14 protein-coding genes and 1 pseudogene are annotated in these 18,895 nt (G+C 69.8%); 8 read left to right on the top strand and 7 right to left on the bottom strand.

What is annotated here, in order from left to right; all coding sequences use genetic code 11:
* The first annotated feature begins 111 nt into the window (after window positions 1-111).
* The 5 genes from ACWDVW_RS27760 to ACWDVW_RS27780 all read left to right on the top strand — a co-directional run bounded on the left by ACWDVW_RS27760 (window position 112) and on the right by ACWDVW_RS27780 (window position 5,911).
* A complete protein-coding gene (locus ACWDVW_RS27760) occupies window positions 112-1,785 on the top strand; it encodes a cellulose-binding protein (protein ID WP_449954527.1) in 1,674 nt (557 codons plus the stop codon).
* Between the two features lie 265 nt (window positions 1,786-2,050).
* Complete coding sequence (locus ACWDVW_RS27765; RefSeq protein WP_449954530.1) at window positions 2,051-2,815, top strand: VTC domain-containing protein; 765 nt, start codon at window positions 2,051-2,053, stop codon at window positions 2,813-2,815.
* A 15-nt stretch (window positions 2,816-2,830) separates the two neighbouring features.
* Complete coding sequence (locus ACWDVW_RS27770; protein WP_449954533.1) at window positions 2,831-3,508, top strand: DUF4956 domain-containing protein; 678 nt, start codon at window positions 2,831-2,833, stop codon at window positions 3,506-3,508.
* Complete coding sequence (locus ACWDVW_RS27775; RefSeq protein WP_449954535.1) at window positions 3,508-5,178, top strand: CotH kinase family protein; 1,671 nt, start codon at window positions 3,508-3,510, stop codon at window positions 5,176-5,178. The genes ACWDVW_RS27770 and ACWDVW_RS27775 overlap by 1 nt, the downstream gene beginning before the upstream one ends.
* Window positions 5,179-5,329: 151 nt before the next feature.
* A complete protein-coding gene (locus ACWDVW_RS27780) occupies window positions 5,330-5,911 on the top strand; it encodes a hypothetical protein (protein ID WP_449954538.1) in 582 nt (193 codons plus the stop codon).
* Between the two features lie 118 nt (window positions 5,912-6,029).
* Here the strand turns inward: ACWDVW_RS27780 and ACWDVW_RS27785 are convergent, their stop codons facing one another.
* From ACWDVW_RS27785 to ACWDVW_RS27795, 3 genes and pseudogenes are all read right to left on the bottom strand, one after another.
* Window positions 6,030-7,247: an ABC transporter permease gene (locus ACWDVW_RS27785; RefSeq protein ID WP_449954540.1), complete on the bottom strand. Its 1,218-nt coding sequence runs from the start codon at window positions 7,245-7,247 to the stop codon at window positions 6,030-6,032.
* A 209-nt stretch (window positions 7,248-7,456) separates the two neighbouring features.
* Window positions 7,457-8,086: pseudogene (locus tag ACWDVW_RS27790) on the bottom strand (ABC transporter ATP-binding protein); the annotation flags it as partial.
* Window positions 8,087-8,118: 32 nt separating this feature from the next.
* A complete protein-coding gene (locus ACWDVW_RS27795) occupies window positions 8,119-9,354 on the bottom strand; it encodes an efflux RND transporter periplasmic adaptor subunit (RefSeq protein ID WP_449954543.1) in 1,236 nt (411 codons plus the stop codon).
* Window positions 9,355-9,444: 90 nt separating this feature from the next.
* On the opposite strand from ACWDVW_RS27795, the gene ACWDVW_RS27800 reads away from it, so the two are divergent.
* Both ACWDVW_RS27800 and ACWDVW_RS27805 read left to right on the top strand, forming a co-directional pair.
* Window positions 9,445-10,152 (top strand): response regulator, encoded by a 708-nt coding sequence (locus ACWDVW_RS27800; RefSeq protein WP_449954546.1) that lies wholly within the window; start codon window positions 9,445-9,447, stop codon window positions 10,150-10,152.
* Window positions 10,149-11,963, top strand: a complete 1,815-nt coding sequence (locus tag ACWDVW_RS27805) for a sensor histidine kinase (protein WP_449954548.1) — start codon at window positions 10,149-10,151, stop codon at window positions 11,961-11,963. The genes ACWDVW_RS27800 and ACWDVW_RS27805 overlap by 4 nt, the downstream gene beginning before the upstream one ends.
* Before the next feature lie 65 nt (window positions 11,964-12,028).
* On the opposite strand, the gene ACWDVW_RS27810 is transcribed toward ACWDVW_RS27805, so the two are convergent.
* Complete coding sequence (locus ACWDVW_RS27810; RefSeq protein ID WP_449954550.1) at window positions 12,029-13,591, bottom strand: alpha/beta hydrolase-fold protein; 1,563 nt, start codon at window positions 13,589-13,591, stop codon at window positions 12,029-12,031.
* A 490-nt stretch (window positions 13,592-14,081) separates the two neighbouring features.
* The gene (locus ACWDVW_RS27815) at window positions 14,082-15,065 is read right to left on the bottom strand and encodes a LamG-like jellyroll fold domain-containing protein (protein WP_449954552.1); all 984 of its coding nucleotides are present in this window, start codon (window positions 15,063-15,065) and stop codon (window positions 14,082-14,084) included.
* A 231-nt stretch (window positions 15,066-15,296) separates the two neighbouring features.
* On the opposite strand from ACWDVW_RS27815, the gene ACWDVW_RS27820 reads away from it, so the two are divergent.
* The gene (locus ACWDVW_RS27820; protein ID WP_449954554.1) at window positions 15,297-16,571 is read left to right on the top strand and encodes a CehA/McbA family metallohydrolase; all 1,275 of its coding nucleotides are present in this window, start codon (window positions 15,297-15,299) and stop codon (window positions 16,569-16,571) included.
* Window positions 16,572-16,634: 63 nt separating this feature from the next.
* Here the strand turns inward: ACWDVW_RS27820 and ACWDVW_RS27825 are convergent, their stop codons facing one another.
* Window positions 16,635-16,940, bottom strand: coding sequence for a DUF1905 domain-containing protein (locus ACWDVW_RS27825; protein ID WP_396748945.1), 306 nt, complete (start codon window positions 16,938-16,940; stop codon window positions 16,635-16,637).
* Window positions 16,941-17,075: 135 nt separating this feature from the next.
* The gene (locus tag ACWDVW_RS27830) at window positions 17,076-18,776 is read right to left on the bottom strand and encodes a cellulose binding domain-containing protein (protein WP_449954558.1); all 1,701 of its coding nucleotides are present in this window, start codon (window positions 18,774-18,776) and stop codon (window positions 17,076-17,078) included.
* Window positions 18,777-18,895: the final 119 nt, after the last annotated feature.

Raw genomic sequence — 18,895 nt, forward strand, 5'->3', positions numbered from 1 at the left:
ATCGATGTTTCGCTCTATGGCCAGTTCGAGAGCTTACGAAACTCAGTCACCTGCGGTGTCGGGCTGTGCAGGACGTGTCTCGCGCCGCGCTCACTCCCGAGGAGTCCAACAGTGAGAAGCACAGTGCGACACAGGCTTATGGCCGGCGGCACCGCCGTGGTCGCGGCGGCCGTGGTGGCCGCGGCGCTGCCGGTGACCCACGCGTCGGGTGCGACGGACGGCCTCGCCGCCGCGTCGGTCGTCGCCAACGCGACCAACCTCAGTATCGGGGCGGGCTCCGACGGCTCCAGCAAGGGCAGCGGCACCAGCTACGGCAACGTGATCGACGGCAACGTGAGCACATACTGGTCGCCGTCCGGCTCGACCGGCCGCATCTCGGTCAAGTGGGGTGCCGCCACCACGGTCGGTTCGGTCACCATCCGCGAGGCGTCCGGCGCGGTCGGGGTCATCGGCGGCTGGCGACTCGTCAACAACGACACCGGCGCGACCCTGGCCAGCGGGACCGGGGCCGGGACGATCACCTTCGCCGCCACCTCGCTGCGCAAAATCAACTTCGAGATCACCAGCGCGAGCGGTACGCCGAGGGTCGCCGAGTTCGAGACGTACGCCTCCGGCACGACGACCCCGCCGACCACGCCGCCGCCGACGACCGGGCCGACCACCCCGCCGCCGACCACGCCTCCGCCGACCACCCCGCCGCCCTCGTCCGGCACGCTCTACGTGGCGCCGACCGGCACCGACAGCGCGCCCGGGACGCTGGCGAGCCCGACGACGCTCACCTCCGCGATCACCCGGATCACCGCAGGCGGGACGATCTTCCTGCGCGGCGGTACCTACCGCTACTCGCAGACGATCACCATCGGCCAGGGCAACAACGGCACGTCGAGCGCCCGAAAGAACATCTTCGCGTACGCGGGGGAGACCCCGATCCTGAACTTCTCGGCGCAGAGCGAGGACCCGGCCAACCGGGGGCTCGAAATGGGCGGGTCGTGGTGGCACGTCCGGGGCATCGTCGTCGAGCGGGCCGGGGACAACGGCATCCTGCTCGCCGGCAACAACAACATCGTCGAGCGGGTGGTGACCCGCCACAACCGGGACTCCGGGCTCCAGCTCTCGCGGCTGATCGCCAACGCGCCCCGGGACCAGTGGCCCTCCAACAACCTCGTGGTGAGCACGGTGTCGCACGACAACGTGGACTCCGACGGTGAGGACGCCGACGGGTTCGCCCCGAAGCTGACCGTCGGCTCCGGCAACGTCTTCCGCTACACGGTCGCCCACAACAACATCGACGACGGGTACGACCTCTACACCAAGAGCGACACCGGCGCGATCGGCGCGGTGACCATCGAGTCCTCCCTCGCCTACGGCAACGGCACCCTGAGCAACGGCGGTCAGGCCGGCAACGGTGACCGCAACGGCTTCAAGCTCGGTGGTGAGGACATCGCGGTGAACCACACCATCCGGGGCAACATCGCGTACGACAACGGCAAGCACGGGTTCACCTACAACCGGAACCCCGGCACGATGACGGTGTCGAACAACGCCAACATCGGCAACACCGAGCGCAACTTCAACTTCGACGGCGGCTCCTCGGTGTTCCGCAACAACACGTCGTGCAACAGCGGCTCGAACGACCGGATCATCGGCAACTCCGACAGCTCGAACCAGTTCTGGTCCGGCACCAACGGGTCCCGGTGCTCGTCGTACTCGGGTGCGTTGGGTTGGTCCTTCGCGTCCGACGGCCGGCTGGTCGTGACCTTCGGCGGCCGGGTGGTCACCCCGTAACGAACACGGACGACGTCGGCGTCACCGGTGACGCCGACGTCGTTCACCGGGGGTTCATCCGAGAATCAAAGCCCGTTCATAGGTACGCCTGTTGGTATTCGTGGGCATCTGACGCCTACGGATCGGCCAACATCCCATGCTCACCTGGCGCAACCGGGCACCCGCCCGCCCCGCAACGCGTACACCGTCGGCACCGATCGTCGGGCCCGGCCCGGCTGCGGACCGCGACGATCAGGCCGGCCACGCCCTCCGCGCACCGAGCCGATTGCACGCGTTCAATCGGTACGAGGTCAAATACGTGGTGCCGGTCGGTGACGTGCCGGCGCTGCGTGCCGAACTGGACGCGCGAATGGGCCGCGACAGTCATGGCGACTGGACCGGGTACGGCGTGTGGAGCGTCTACTACGACACCGATCGACTGCGCTTCTATTGGGAGAAGATCGAAGGTCTCCGGTTCCGTCGCAAACTGCGGGTGCGCCATTACGGCGACCGTTCCACGATCACCGACGACAGCATCGTGCACGTCGAGATCAAGCAACGGGTCAACCGGGTCACCCAGAAGCGTCGCGTCGCCCTGCCGTACCGCCTGGCCCGTGATTTCTGCGACCGCCGGGAGATGGTCGCGCACCATCCCGACCAGCGGGCCTTCCTCGAAGAGGTGCTGGAACTGGTCTGCGGACTGGACCTGCGTCCGGTCGCGATGACCGGATACCAGCGGGAGGCGTTCGTCGGACGGGATTCCGACGTCGGCCTGCGAGTCACCATCGACCATCGGGTACGCGGCCGGGACCGCGACTTCCACCTCGGCGCCGAGGCGGAGAACCGCCTCATCGTGCCGGCCACGCTCGCCGTGGTGGAGATCAAGGCCAACGAGCGGGTGCCGTACTGGCTCACCGACCTGGCCGCCCGGGCGAACCTGTCGATCGTCCGGATGTCGAAGTACTGCCAGAGCGTCGAGGCGTTCGGCCGCGCCCCTCGTTCCGTCTTCCACGTGACGGACGCCGCCGCCGTCTCCCATCCCTCCGCCTAGAGAGCGCTGATTCTCATGCCGTTCGAATTCCAGGACCTCTCCGGTACGTTCAGCGTCGGCGACATCGCCCTCGCCCTGTCGCTGTCCTTCCTGCTCAGCGCGATGATCGGCTGGGTCTACCGATTCACCCACCGGAACATCTCGTACAGCCAGTCGTACGTGCAGACGCTCGTCATCCTCGGCATGCTCATCTCGCTGATCATGCTCGTCGTCGGGTCCAACATCGCCCGCGCGTTCGCCCTGGTCGGTGCGCTGTCCGTGGTGCGCTTCCGCAACGCCATCAAGGAGACCCGGGACGTCGGCTTCATCTTCCTGGTGATGGGTGTCGGCATGGCCTGCGGCACCCGGTTCTACATCCTGGCCGTGGTCGCCGCCGTTGCGATCAGCCTGATCATCGTGTTGATGTACCGCTTCAACTGGTTCGCCTCGAACGTGCAGCGGCAGGTGGTGAAGGTGCAGGTCCCGCCGGTGGCGAACTACACCGAGTCCATCCAGGACGTGTTGGTCCGCCACACCAGCGAGTTCGAGCTGGTCAGCATGGAGACGATTCGCGGCGGCGCGTTGACCGAGATCATGTACACGGTGCGGCTCAAGAAGGGCACCGAGCCCGGCGAGCTGATCGCCGCTCTGGCCGAACGCACCGGCGGGCAGCGGGTCACGGTGCTGACCGGCTACGACCAGACGGACCTGTGATGAGGCTCAAGCACCGGATCCCGGTCCGGGTCCGGCACTACTGGAGGTTCCTGGCCGGCTGCGTCGCCTTCCTGCTCGTCCTCACGGTGACGCTCAGCACGGTGCGCATCCGCCCGTACGTCACCAGCAGCGCGGTCGGCGGTGACCTGGTCACCCAGGACATCACCGGCACCGTCGACCTGTTCGACGAGACCGTGGCGCACAGCATCACGCTCGTCTTCCGCGACGCGGACTACCAGCGGATGCTGGACACCTTCTATGCGGAGGGCGAGAAGGACTACATCGAGGCGGACCTGGTCGTCGACGGCACCAGCGTGCCCAGCGTCGGTATCCGCCTGAAGGGGAACTCCACGCTGCGCAGCCTGAGCCGCAACGGCGAGACCCCGCAGGGCGGACCGGGCGGCGCGGCACCTAACGGTGCGGGTCCCGGACCGAACGGCGGCGGGATGTCGCGGATCTCGCTCCAAGCCGAGGAACCGGAGAACCTGCCCTGGCTCATCCGCTTCGACGAGTACGTCGACGGCCGCCGCTATCAGGGGCACCGGGAACTCTCCCTCCGAGTCGCCGGCATGGGCGGCGGTTCCACGGTGCTCAACGAGGCGGTGACGCTCGACCTGCTCGCTGACGCCGGTGAGGTGGCCCAGGAGTACGCGTACACCAGCTTCACCGTCAACGACCGGCCGACCACGGCCCGCCTGGTGGTGGAACATCCCGACGAGAACTTCACCGCGAAGATCGACGGCAGTGGTGTGCTCTACAAGTCGCTGGCCACCGGCAGTTTCACCGACCAGGGCGACGACCCGACCGCCTACGACGACGACTTCAAACAGATCACCATGAAGGGCAGCCAGGACCTGCAACCGGTCATCGACCTGATCAGGTGGGTCGAGAACGCCAGCGACACCGAGTTCGACGAACAGCTCGCCGACCGGGTCGACGTGGAGTCCTTCGCCCGCTACGTGGCCTGGCAGAACCTGCTGCTCAACTTCGACGACATGTCCGGTCCGGGTCGCAACTACTACCTCTGGTACGACCTGACCAGCAAGAAGTTCACCGTGGTCGGCTGGGACTACAACCTGACCTTCAGCGGTGACGCCGGTCAGGGCCCGCACGAGCAGGGGCGTCTCGGTGGTGGTTTCCGGGGCGGGGGCGCCACCCGTACGCCGACCGGCCAGCAGGATGCCGAGAACGAAGGCGCGGCCCCGCCGGGCTTCACCGCCCCGGGAACAGATCCGCCGGCTGTCGCCGCCCCGGACGCGAGGCCGGACCGTGCGGGCCGTCCCGACACCGGCGGGACCGACGATGCTGGGGGCACCGGCGACGCTGGGCCCGGCAACGGTGGACCTGACAACGCTGGGCGCGGTGACGGTGGGCCCGGTGGTGGCGGCCCGGGTGGTGCTGGACCCGGTGGTGGCGGTCACCTCCTCAAGGAACGCTTCCTCGCCAGCGAGACGTTCACGCAGGTGTACGAGGACGCGTACCGCGAGCTCTATCGGCAGGTCTACGCCGACGGCGCGGCCCTGGCGGCGCTCGACGGCATCACCGAGGTGTTGTCGAGCGTCGACGGGCAGGACGCGCAGACCGTGACTGACGACGCGGATCGTCTGCGTACCCTCATCGGTCAACGCACCGAGAGCCTCGCCGCGGACCCGGTGATCACCCAGAGCTGAGCCCGGCGTGGCCCTCCGTCGATGCCCCGCCGGGAGGCCCATCGACCTGACATGTTCCTCACGTCCGCTCGCGAGGCTGGCTGCGGCCGGGCCGAGAACCGGCCGCAGCGGCCCGGGAACGTCCCGGACCGATCGGACGAGAGGCGTTGTCATGCGCAGGAACCGAACGCTGTTGATGGGTGCCGTCATGCTGATCGCGTTGTCGGCCTGCGGGACGACGGCGGAGGAGAAGAGGACGGACGACGGCGCTGGACAGGTGGCCTCACTGGCCACCCCCGAGCCGGAACGGACCGGCTCGGCGCAGCCGAAGGAGGAACGTCCGCGCGAGCGGCTCGACACCACGCCGGAGGAGTACCAGGCGCTGCTCGGGCCGTACCGCAAGTGCCTGAAGCAGCAGGGCGTCCCGGAAAAGCTGACGGCCGGGCACCCCGGCCGACCGTCCGGCGAGACCAACGCCAAGGAGGCGGAGGCGTACGAGGCGGCGAACCGGATCTGTGAGCCGAAGTACTATCCGCTGCCGCCGTGGGAGAAGGACCCGGCCAACCCGGAGGCGCGGGACTTCGCGGTCGCAGTCGTGAAGTGCCTCAAGGACAAGGGCGTCAAGTACGTGGAGGTCTCCGAGGACGGCGTCTCGCTCGCCTTCGGCGGCGACCAGAACCACTCCCGTTCGATCAGCATGGGCCTGGATCTCGCCCCCGAGTGCGAGCGCACGGTGGCCGCCGCGCAGAACTGACGGCGCCCGCCGAGATGTAAGCAGGGGTCCCTTCCTATACACGAGGCGTTAGGAAGGGACCCCTCCTTACACACAAGCAGCGGCCGCCGCGCTCCTTCGTGTCCGCCCTTCGGCAGGATCAGGCGGCGGCGAGGGCCTGCGTCGGGGGTAGCCGGGCCGCGCGTACGCAGGGGTAGACACCGGCGAGCACGCCGATCGCCACGGCGCCACCCACCCCGAGGACCGCAGCCTGGCCGGGCAGCACCAGTGGCCACCCCTGCCAGGCCGCGTACCCGACGGTGGCGAGCAGCCCCACCGCCGTACCCACCAGACCGCCGAGTGCCGCCAGCACGGTCGACTCGGTCAGGAACTGGCTGCGGATCTGTCCACGAGTGGCCCCGAGCGCCCTCCGCAGGCCGATCTCGGCGCGGCGCTCCAGGACCGAGACGACCATCGTGTTGGCCACCCCGATGCCTCCGACCAAGAGGGAGACCGCAGCCAGCGCCAGGAAGAGCACGGAGAAGTTGCCCTCGGTGGCCCGCTTCGCGGCCAACGCGTCGGAGGGACGGCTCACCACCACCGTGCCGGGGCGCTCCGGCGAGATCGTCTCCGCCAGCACACCGCGTACCGCCTCCAGTTGCGACTCCTCGCAGCGTATGTAGATCACCGTCGGGTGGCCGTCGAACCGCAGCTCGCTGCGCGCCGCCGACCAGCCGACCAGCACCGACCGGTCGATGTCCGGGGACAGCGGGGTCTCGGCCAGGATGCCGATCACGGTGAACCGGCGGTCCGCGATCGTCACCTGAGGCGCTGGCTCTCCGGCGGGCAGGTCGGCGATGCCGAGCCGGGTCGCGGCCACCGAGCCGAGTACGACGGTGGGGAAGTCCGCCGTGGCCGGGTTCAGCCAGCTACCGGCGCGGATCCGCGCGTTGATCGTGGGCAACAGGTCCAGGCGGCTGGCCAGTACGGTGAGGCCGGAGCCGTCGGTGGGATCGAGGAGATCGTTGCGGCGTACCACGGTGCGGGTGTTGCCGACCGCGCTGGCTGCCGTGACCGGGCCGATGCGCTGCACCATCCCCACGGCTGATTCCGGCAGCTTGACCGGTGGATCGCGGTCCGGTGCCGCCATCGCCTGGAGGGAGTTCGTGCCGAGCGCGGTCAACTCGGTCAGCAGTGCGGCCTGGCCGGCGGCCGGGATACCGGTGACCACGATCATCGTGGCGATGCCGATCGCGATACCCAGCGCCGAGAGCACCGCCCGCAGCGGACGGGCCCGTAGGCCGGTCACCCCGAGCGCGAGCAGATCCGGCAAGGCCAGCCGGGCCGGCCGTGGCGCCCGGTCGATCGGCCCGGTCACCGGTCCGACACCACATCGCCGACCGGGGCGCCCAACTCCACGGCGCGGGCCGGGCTGACCGACTTCACGGCACACGCCGGGTCGCCCGACTCCACGGCACGCGCCGGGCCGCCCGACTTCACGGCACGCGCCGGGCCGCCCGACTCCACGGCACGCGCCGGGCTGACCGACAGCACCGCGCGGGCCGCGACGGGCGACGACTGCGTGTCGTCGCGGATCAGCCGTCCGTCGCGGATCTCGATCTGCCGGGGCAGAGACGCGGCGATGCCCCGGTCGTGGGTGATCAGCACGATGGTGGTGCCTTCCTCGTGGAGTCGGCGCAGCAGCCGCAGTACGGACTGCCCGGTGGCGGTGTCGAGCGCGCCGGTGGGTTCGTCGGCCAGCACCAGCGACGGCCGGTTGGCCAGCGCGCGGGCGATCGCGACGCGTTGCTTCTCGCCCCCGGACAACTGCCCCGGGCGGTGGCCGGTGCGGTGCGCCAGGCCGACCCGGGCCAGGGCGCGCAGGGCGTGCTCCCGCCGCTGCCGTCGTGGCACTCCGGCGTAGAGCAGGCCGGTGGCGACGTTGTCGACGGCGCTGAGCCCGTCGGCCAGGTGGAACTGTTGGAAGACGAAGCCGATCTCCCGGGCCCGCAGTGCCGACAGCCGCCGGTCCCCGAGTGTCGCGACGTCCTGACCGGCGATGTGGACGGTGCCCGAGGTGGGCCGATCCAACGTGCCGATGATGTTGAGCAGGGTCGACTTGCCCGATCCCGACGGGCCGACGACGGCCACCAGTTCCCCGGCGGCGACGTCCAGGCTCACGTCGGACAGCGCGGTCACCCCGCCGGGATAGACCATGGACGCGTGGCGCACCGAGAGCACCGGCCCGGTCACGAGGGCACCACCACCTCGGTGCCCTCGGTCAGCCCGTCGCCGGTGATCTCCACCCAGCCGTCGGCGAACAGACCGGTGCGTACCGCGACCAGCCCGCCGGGTCCCTGCACCGCGTAGCCGCCCTCACGCAACGCCACCAGCGCCTCGACCGGCGCGACCAGGACGTCGTCGGCGGTACGCCCGGTGAAGTGCACCTGCACCTCGCCGGAGTCGAGGTCGGCGATGGCCTGCGGCTTGTCCAAGGCCACCGTCACGGTCAGCAGGGGCGGGCCGCTCGCGATGCCGCTGTCGCTGGCGACGAGATCACGGCCGACGGAGACGACCCGGGCGGGGACCTTGCGGTCGTCGGGCAGGCCGACCTGGATCCGGTCCCCGCGCTTGATGGTGGCGGCGTCGGTGAGTTCGGCACCGACCGTGATCACCTTGCGGACCGAGGTCACCGCCATCAGTGGCGTCTCCGCCGGGTCACCGGGCTGTGCGGTCACCGAGTCCACTCGGACCGCTCCGCTCGCCACCTCGACGTGTCCCACCGGGATCGTGCCGGTGGCCGGCACACCGAGGTCGGTCTGCCAGCGTTTGATCGCCGCTACCAGGGCCGGCGTGAGGACGCCCTCGCCGCTGCGTACCCGATGCGGCGCGGCACCGACCCCTGCGGCACCGGCCCCTGCGGCGCCGGCCTCGACGGACTCGTCGTCGGCGGCGCTCCGGGCCGGGGACCGGGGCGTCACCCACTCGCCGGGGGACGGCTGCCGGCCGACCGAGTAGCCGAGCGCGCGCAGGTTGTCCGCGACCACCCGGACGTCCCGGCCGACCAGGTTCGGCCCGGCGACGTCCCGGTACATCGGCAGGCTGCCGTAGAAGAGCACCACCGGCCGGTCGTCGGCCCGGAACAGTTGTCCACCCCGCTTGACGGTGGTGCCGGCGCGCGGCAACCAGGTCACCGTCGCCGCCAGGTGCCCAGCCATCGGACGCGTCGGGCCGTACCCGATGCTGCCGGGCAGCGTCCGGGTGGTCGACAGGTCGCGGCGCACGATCGGCGTGGTCGCGACGACGTCCGTGTTCGCCGACACCGGCTGGGCGTCGGCCCGATGCCGGCTGACCGCGATCCCGGAACCCACCGTCAGCACCGCCACCACGAGCACCACGGCGAGCCACCGCAGACCGCGTCGCCGTACCGGCGGATCGGGCACACGCGGTATGAACTCGGTCGGGGCGTCATGCTTCGGATCCATGCCGACGAGGGTGTCCAGCGGTCGTTAGAAACCTGTCAGGTATCGCCGCCGAAGCCCTACCGGCGGGAATCCAGACCTATCATCGCCGCCATGTGTGCACAGGTTCTGGTCGCCGACGACGATCCTCGACAAGCCGAGGTGGTACGCCGATACCTGACCGCCGAGGGCCATGACGCCGTGGTGGTGCACGACGGCCGGGCGGCGCTGGACACCGCCCGTCGGCTCCGCCCCGACCTGCTGGTGCTGGACGTGATGATGCCGGAGCTGGACGGCCTGCAGGTGTGCAAGACCCTGCGCGGGGAATCCGACGTGCTGGTGCTGATGCTGACTGCCCGGTCCACCGAGGACGACCTGCTGACCGGACTGGATCTCGGCGCGGACGACTACCTGACCAAGCCGTACAGCCCACGGGAGCTGATGGCCCGGGTCCGTACCCTGCTGCGGCGGGCCAGACCGGGCACGTCGCCGCCCACCGGGGCCGGGCTGCTGCGGGTCGGACCGATCGAGGTCGACCCGACCGCGCACCAGGTGACCGTCGACGGCGTTCCGGTCGCCTGTACCCGGGGCGAGTTCGCCATCCTGGCGGCGATGGTGAAGCAGCCGAACCGGGTCTTCACCCGAGGTCAACTGCTGCACCACACCCGTGGTCTCGACCGCAGCTCGACCGAGCGGACCATCGACGTCCACGTGATGAACCTGCGCCGCAAGATAGAACGCGATCCGCAGCGTCCGGCCTGGTTGGTCACCGTCTTCGGGGTCGGCTACAAGCTGGCCGGCGGTCCGGCGACATCCCGGTGAGCGCCCGGCGGGTGCCGATCCGGCACAGCCTGGTGACCCGGCTGCTGGTCACCTCGGTGCTGATCGCGATCGCCGCGATCACGTCCACCGCATGGCTCGCCACCCGGACCGCGACCCGGGCGATCAGCCAGGAGCAGGGTCGCTCACTCGCCGAGAACACCGAGGTCTACAACGAGCTGATCGGGTACGCGGCCACCCACCCGGACTGGTCCGCAGTGTCGCCGCTCATCGAGCAGCGGGCCGCCGGGCTGGACCGGCGGATCACCCTGATGACCGACGACCGGACGATCGTCGCCGACACGCTCGACGGTCCCTCGCTGGACTCCGCCCGCCCGGCTGCCGTGGTCGATCCGCTGAACCTGGATCTCGGCCTCACCGGCGGCACCGACCGCATCGACCCCCGGGCGGTCGGCCCGTTCCGGGTGCCGGACGACGTCCGCGACGCGCTGCTGGCGAGGGCCAAGGAACAGTTGGCGTGCCTGCGGGGGAGTCGCCTGGACGGAGAGATCGAGCCGCTGCCCGACGGGCGTTTCACCGTCGTGTTGACCACGCCGGATCCGCGCGGGGCGGCCGGTCGATGCGAGGCGAAGCCCCTGACGGCCAGCGCCGCCGAGGAGAAGGCGCTGCGGTCCCTGGGGCAGTTGGCCGGGAAGTGTCTCGACCTGGGCGAGGACGAGGGGCTGGAGATCCTGCCCGACTTCAACGCGTACCTGATCAACTACGTCGACGAGCGCAGTGCCCGTCCCGCCCCCCGGGAGACCTTCCGGGTCGACGTGGACGCGGACGAGGCGGCCCGGATCAGCGAGTGTGTGGAGAAGTCGCGGCGGAGCATGCTCCAGCCGCACGTGGCCCCGGCCGTGCTGCTGTTCATCACCGCCCCGGACAGCGGCGCCGACCAGACCACGTTCACGCTGTCCGGCGAGAACACCGTCCGCATCGTCACGGTGACCGGCGCGGTGCTGGTCGCCACCATCATCGTCACGGTGCTGGTCGGCCGTCGGCTGGTCCGTCCGTTGCGGACACTCACCGACGCCGTCGACCGGCAGCGACCGGCCCCGGTCTCCGCACCGGACGAGATCGGACGGTTGGCCCGGGCGCTCAACGACTCGATCCATCGCCGGGACCGCGCCGAGGCACAGCGACGCGCCATGGTCAGCGACGTCGCACACGAACTGCGTACGCCGCTGACCAACATCCGCAGTTGGCTGGAGGCGGCCCAGGACGACCTCGCGCCGACCGACGCTCAACTGCTCGGTCTGCTGCACGAGGAGGCGGTGCTGCTCCAGCACATCATCGACGACCTCGCCGACCTGGCCGCGGCGGACGCGGGCACGCTGCGGATCCATCCCGAGCCGACCTACGTAGCCGACGTGGTGACGCAGGTGGTGGACAGTCATCGGGGTACGGCACAGGCGGCCGGGATCGCGCTGACCATGCAGATCGAGGACGATCCCGTGCTGCCGGCCGACGCGGTCCGGCTGCGGCAGATCGTCGGCAACCTGGTCTCGAACGCGATCCGGTACACCCCGCCCGGCGGGTCGGTCACCGTCGCCGCGCAGGGCACCACGATCACCGTACGGGACACCGGAGTGGGCATCGCGGCCGAGCACCTACCGAAGATCTTCGACCGGTTCTGGCGGGCGGACGGGTCGCGCACCCGCGCGACCGGCGGCAGCGGCCTCGGCCTGGCGATCACCCAGCACCTGGTCAGGGCACACGGCGGCACCATCGACGTGCAGAGCACCCTGGGCCAGGGCAGCCTGTTCACCGTCCGGTTGCCGGACACCCCGACGGGGCCGCGTCAGGGATGACGCGACCCCGCCGGTGCGGGTGGGCCGAGGACGGGGGAGGTCACCGGCCCACCGTGTTCAGCGCCTCAGCGCACCCGCAGCTTCTGGTGCACCTCTGCGGTGGGCGCGTAGGTCCGGTCACCGGAGTAGGCGACGTGCACGGCGTACGACCCGGCGGACAGCCCGGTGGTCGGCAGCTTCACGACGGCCTTGCCCTTGTTCAGCGTCACCACGTGCGTGGTGCCGGCGAAGGTCACGGTGATCTCGCCGGTCGGCGTCGGGGACTTCTTGTGCTGGGTCTGTGCCCGCACCTCGACGTCGAGCGTGAACGCGCGCCCGGCGGGGACCGATGCGGGCGCGGCCTTCGCCTTGACCTTGGCGCGGGCGTCACCGACCGTGTCGACGCCCGTCCAGAGGTGGTCGCGAGCGAAGATCGTGAAGAGCTGGCTCGCGGTCATGCCGTCGTGCGCGCCGGGGACCTGGGTGGTGTGGGCGGTGTACCCACGGGCCCGGAAGTTGTCGGCGATGGCGTTCTGGTTGTTGAGGTTGCCCTCGAAGACGCCGTTGCCGAGGAAGACGAGGAGGTCGTCGTCGCCGACCGCGTTCGCGACGTTGTCGTAGTCCTGGGCGCTCAGCGACGGGTTGCCGGAGAAGTGACCGTAGTAGCCGAACGTGGTCGGGTAGCCCCGGATCACGTGGGCGCCGGTCATGCCGCCGTAGGAGAACCCGGCGTACGCCCGGCCGGACCGGTCGGTGGCGACGTTGTATCGGTCCTCGATGAGCGGCAGGATCGTCTGGACCAGGTTGTTGGCGGCGTTGGTCTGGTTGTACGAGGCGAAGCCGAGGCTGGTGCCGGTGAAGTGGTTGCCCATGGTGACGACCACGGTGGGCTCGATCTCACCCTTCGCGGTCATGTTGTCCAGGATGTTCGGGACGTTCGCCGGCACCATGAAGTCGGTCTCGTCACCGAAGATCCCGTGCGCCAGGTAGGCCACCTTGTACGGCTGCGCGCGCTTGGCGTCGTAGCCGGGCGGCAGGTAGACACCGAGGTAGTGGCCACTGTCGCCGAGGATGGTGGTGTACGGGACGTACCGGACGGTGCCCCGGTCCTTGGGCTTGGCCGGCAGCTCGTACTCGGCGCGGCCCTTGAGTACCGGGTCGTTCTGCTTCGCCGCGTACGGCACGTACACGGCGTCGAGAACGTCGTTGTTCCGGGTCCGGAACGAGGATTCACCCGGCGGACGCGGGTTGGTCGAGGCAGGGTCCCAGATGCGCTTGTTCTCCCAGCCCTGGGTCGGGTCCCAGACCCGGTACCAGTAGCTGATGCCGCCCGCGTGCAGCGGCAGCGAGACCGACCAGTTGCCCTTCTTGTCCCGGGTCATGTCGCGGAGGAACTCGGTTCCCCCGGCGTGGTACCGACCCGGCTGCCACTCCTCCGGCTGGTATCGCGTGTTGCCGGTGTTGACGTCGAGCAGGGTCAGGTCACCGGCGAGCCGGACCTGGGTGGCGGTCGGATTGCGGTAGACGAACGTGACGGTGTATCCGGTCGGTGAGTGCTTGTCCGCCTTGACGGTGGCACCCTCCTTGGACGCGGGCTTGGCCGAGGCGGCAGCCGGCGCGGAGACGACGAGGCCGACTCCGAGTGACATGGCGGCAAGCACCGAGACGGTACGCCTGAGCCTGCGCCTTCCGGTCTCTGTCTTCAACTGAGCACTACTCCTCTACAACCGCTTCTCGCGGTGCTGTTCGGATCTCGTGGTCGTGTTCGGACCCTGGCTCTCGGCTCCGGCTCACTGCCGCAGGAGCCGCTGAAGGTGGGTGAGGCCCGCGCGACGGGGCGCGGGGTGATCGGACGTGGAGAGCCTCCTCCTGGGCCACGTGGGCTACTGCCCGGCGGGGGGTTATGACCCGTTTCGGTACTCTGTGGACCTGGTCCTGTGCTAAATCGAATTAGCATCGGTAGTGTGGCGGGGGTCGCCTTTCGATGTCAAGGGTGTTCCAGGGCTGTTACGGCTCGGGTCGCTCCTGGTCAGGACCGTGCGGAGATCGACATGCCGGCACCGCGACGGAGCCTCGGCTCGCCCGGGTGGGCGTCCGGCTCACGTCTCACGGAGGGCCCGGTGGCGTGCACCGGTGCCGTCATTCGTAGATGCGGAAGTTGTCGAACTCGTACGCACCGATACTGGTCGCGATGACCCCCGTGGTGCCGTCCGGGAAGTCCACGGCGTCGACGGTCTTCACTTTCGTGCCGTTGATATAGAGATCGAGCTGATTGCCGTTGCCGACGACGGCGAGGCTGTTCCAGCCGTCGGCGGTGATCTTTTCGGAACGCTCGGTCAGCCGGTAGGAGAATCCGAGGGCGTCGCTGCGCGCCACGAACGAATAGGTGCCGTCTCCGGAGAGCAGGAATGCGTAATACCGCTTCGGTTGTCCGGACCAGCGGTACATCAGTCCGGCCGCGCTCGTGGATCGGCTCCGCTTCGCGATTCGTACGTCGACGGAGACCGGCCTGTCGGTCATGTCGACCGGCACCCGGTCACCGGCGTTGGTCGCGTTGAGCCAGATGTAGCGCACCTGGTTGGAGCCGGTCTGGTTGGAGAGCCGGAACAGGCCCTGGGCGGTGTCGACCTCGCTCCGCCACACGTCGTCGTCGCCGTCCTCGGTGTCGACCCAGAGCGCGTACCTCTGCCGGACCTCGTCCGGATCGCTCGCCGTCGAGGTGAACGGCTCGGTGAACAACGCCTTCCGGAACGGGTCCGACGGCTGCTCCTTGGGCATCAGCGCCGCGATGCCGGCGACGATCCCGACCAGGCCGGCGACGATGCCGATCAGCCCCGGGACCGACCTCAACGCGCGACGGAGTCGCTGCCGACGGGTGCGGGTCGCCGGGTCGTCGGTCTCCGGCGGCGCGGTCGGTGAGGACGGTGCGGTCGGGGAGGGCGGCGCGGTCGGTGAGGGCTGTGCGGTCAACTCCTCGCTGCCGGGAGGCGTGCGCTGCTCGACGATGTCGGGCGTGCCGTCCGGGTCGGCGGGATCGGTCTCGGCGCTTTCTCCCGCCGGAAGTGAAAGGTCCTCTCGGCGGGTCCCGTCGTCGTTGAGCGGGGAAGGATGCTCACTTCTCATCAGCGGCTGTCCTTTCCGGTCGGACGTGGAATTTCCACGATGTCGACGGGGAGTCGATTCGCCGGGAACGGCGGTTCGATCGGATCGTAGCGAGGCGTCTGAGCCACTCCCGGAATTCGACGCGAATACGACCCGAGAATGTGCCGTTCGGGCCGTTCGTAGCGCACTGTTCGCCTGACCGACGCCCCGAGGCGGTGGCGTCGTTACATCGCCATACGTTTATGTGTGCTCATGAGTGGACACCCTCACCCGCACCACTGTCACCACGACCACCGGTCCACCGACGAGGCACCGTACGGCCAGGTCGACGTCACCGCGTCCGTCGGTCGACGGGCGTTGCTGGGCGGTGCCGGCGGCATGCTGATGCTGGCCGCCTTGCCGACCCCGGCCCGCGCGGGCACCACCACGATGGCCGACGTCCCCGTTGCGGCAGCCGGGGCCGCCCGCACCTCGGCGATCACCCAGGGGACCACGTTGGTCCACGCCGACCTGCACAACCACACCGTCATGTCGGACGGGGACGGCAGCGCGCAGGCCGCGTTCGCCTCGATGCGCGAGGCGGGTCTCGACGTCGCCGCGCTGACCGACCACGCCACGCTCTTCGCCGTCGACGGGCTCAGCTCGTCGGAGTGGCGGACCACCGGCGAATTGGCCAACGCGGCCGACGACCCCGGCCGGTTCACCGCGATCCGTGGCTTCGAGTGGTCCCACCCGTTGCAGGGTCACATCAACGTCTGGAACACCTCGGACTTCGCCGACCTGCTGCGGGCCGGCAGCACCGGCAGCCTGTACCGCTGGCTCACCGGCCGACCCGGCGGTCTGGCCAGCTTCAACCACCCGGGCCGGGAACTGGGCCGCTTCGACGACTTCTCCTTCCACGCCTCGGCTCGCGACCAACTCGTCGGTCTGGAGATGTTCAACCGCACCGACGACTACCTCTTCGAGGGCTGGTCGTCGGGCCGTACGTCGCCGCTGGTGGCCTGCCTCAACGCCGGATGGCGGCCGGGCCTGACCGGGGTCACCGACGAGCACGGCACGACCTGGGGCTTCCACGAGGGCAAGGGCCGCAGCGGCCTGTGGGTCACCGAGAACACCCGCGCCGCCGTGTTCGAGGCGATGGCCGCCCGCCGTTGCTTCGCCACCCGGGTCTCCGGGCTGCGGGTCGACGCCACTGCCAACGGCGTACGCATGGGTGGCGTGGTGAACGTGACCTCCGGCGACGTGCGGTTCCTGGTGGACATCGACCGGGGCGCGGCCTGGGACGGCAAGCCGCTGCGCGTCCAGGTGCTGCGCCCCGGCACCTCGACGCCGACCGTCGTCGACGTCGTCGACACCGTCAACGGCCGACTCACCGAGGTCACCGTGCCGCTGCGCGCCGCCGACGGTGACTGGGTGGTCCTGCGGATCTCCGACCCGGCCCTGCCCAACGGCACACCGGGTCCGGTCGGGCACCCCTGCAACGACTTCGGCGTGGCCTACACCAGCCCGTGGTGGTTGCGACCCTGATCCGCCCCGAGTCCGCCGGTGCCGGCGGGTCGACCGGTGCCGGCGGGTCGACCGTGACCGCCGTCATCCGTGGTCGACCAGCTCGACGGTCACGGTCACGGTGTCACCCACGTCGAGCGCCTCGGCGGTGCGGACGGCGCGCTTGACCGGAAGGACGTAGCAACCGCGCGCGCTGTCGGGGAACACCGAGGTCGTCCACCGGCTCCCGCCGATGGCCGCCCGGACTCGTACCGCACCGAAACCCCGACGCGTACCGCCGGAGATCTCGCGGATCTCCTCGGACGCCCCGACCGGCAGGCTGACGAAGGTCCAACTCTCGTCACGGCGGGCGGCCCAGGTCCACAACTCGCTGTCGAACGTCACGATCACGACGGTCAGCATCACATCCGGGACCGACAGCGCCGACGACCTGCCGGACCGGGACGGCGGTCGCGGCTACCGGACGCCCCACGGGCACTGCGTGGCGCGCATCATGCGCGCCACGCAGTTGTCGTCGGGAGGTACTCAGTGGGTCAGGACGACGGTGGAGATGCTGCGCGCGCCCACGTTGACCGAGACCTGCCCGCCGTTGACGCTGGTCGGCTGGCTGGCCGCGTTGGCGCTCAACGAGGTCAGGTAGTGCTCCGCCCGGGTGACGGACTGCGGCACCTGGATCACGGCGTTGTTGACCGCGCTGGTCGAGCGGTTGAGGATCACCAGCGTGGTCTTCCCACCACCCTGGTACGCGGTCACCTCCAACGGCGAGGCCTTGGAACTCTTGGCCAGGGCGACGCGCTGGTAGCCGGGGCGGACGTACTTGGAGTACTGCGAGAAGGCGTATCCGCGCTTGAGCGGCGCGCCGGCGGTGGTGCCGAAGGCGGCCTCGCCGTCACCGATGAAGGAGTAGTAGCGCTTGCCGTACCACCAGACGTAGGCGGTCCAGTTCGCCTCCATCGACCGGTGGACCGTACGCATGATGTCGTCGAGCGTCTCGTTCCAGACCGTCTGGTTGCCGGGGTTGCCCCAGATGTTGGAGCCGTTGCCGTCGGCCGCGTGCAGGTTCCACTCGGTCATCCACACCGGCTTGTTGTGCTGGTCGGCCAGCGGGTACGACCGGAGTCGGCCGGACGCCTCGGTGCCGTACAGGTGTCCGCCGATGTAGCCGATGTTGTTGCGGGCGGTGGTGTCGTTGAGCGTCGGGTCGGTGTAGGTGTAGTTCAGGTTCACCGCCTCGGCGACCATCAGCTTGGTGTTCTGCACCCGCGTGCCGTGGTCGCGTACGAAGTTGCGCAGCTCGGTGCCGCTCCAGTCCATCGAGTCGTAGTCCGGGTGCCAGTCCGGCTCGTTCTGCACCGAGGTGACGTCGATCGTCACGCCCTGCCCGCGCATGTACTGGACGTAGCTGTTGAGGTGGTTGGCGTAGTCGTCGTAGTAGTCGGTGCGCAGCTTGCCGCCGTTGATCCGACTGTTGTTCGTCTTCCACGCCGCCGGGGCCGTCCACGGCGAGGCCAGGATCTTCACGCCCGACCCGGACGACTTCGCCGTCCTCAACGAGTTCACATGCGTCGCCCACTCGCTCGACACCGGCGACAGACCGGTCCGCACGATGGACAACCCCAACTGGTTGGCACCCATCCCGACCAATGTCTGCGTCTCGGCAGTCGACCACGCGCTACCCCAGATCGACTGCGCCGCCCCGAACCCGTCGACCGTCTGGTGGCGGGTGGCGGTGTTGACCGTGATGTCCGCCGCGCCGGTGGGCGGCGGGGTGGTGGGCGGTGGGGTCGTCGGCGGCGGCGTGGTGGGCGTGGTGCCGCCGGTGCAGGCCACCCCGTTGAGCGAGAAGCTGGTCGGCACCGGGTTGCTGCTGGTCCACGATCCGTTGAAGCCGAACGACGTGTTGCCGTTGGTGGGGATGGCGCCGTTGTAGCTGACGTTCCGGGCGGTGACGGCGGCGCCGCTCTGGCTCACCGTGGCGTTCCACGCCTGGTCGATGCTCTGCCCGGCGCCGAAGGTCCAGGTCAGCGTCCAGTTGGTGAGCGGGTCACCGAGGTTGGTGATGGTGACGTTGGTGCCGAAGCCACCCTGCCACTGGGATGACACGGCGTAGTTCACCGAGCAACCGGCTGCCGCCGCACCGGCGGGCATCGCCACGGCGACGCCGGCCGACGCCAGGAGTACGGCACCTGCGGTCACCCGGGCCGCATTGTGTGTGAACGCTCTCATTCGTCTTTTCATCGCTGCTCCGGTCCTCCTCGGAATTGGATGCCTCGACCTGCCGTCGGTGACGACGCAGAGACGGGAGCGCTCCCACAGTGCGGCGAAGGCCGCCCAGCTGTGCCCAG

The sequence above is a fragment of the Micromonospora sp. NPDC003241 genome (genome assembly GCF_053589795.1).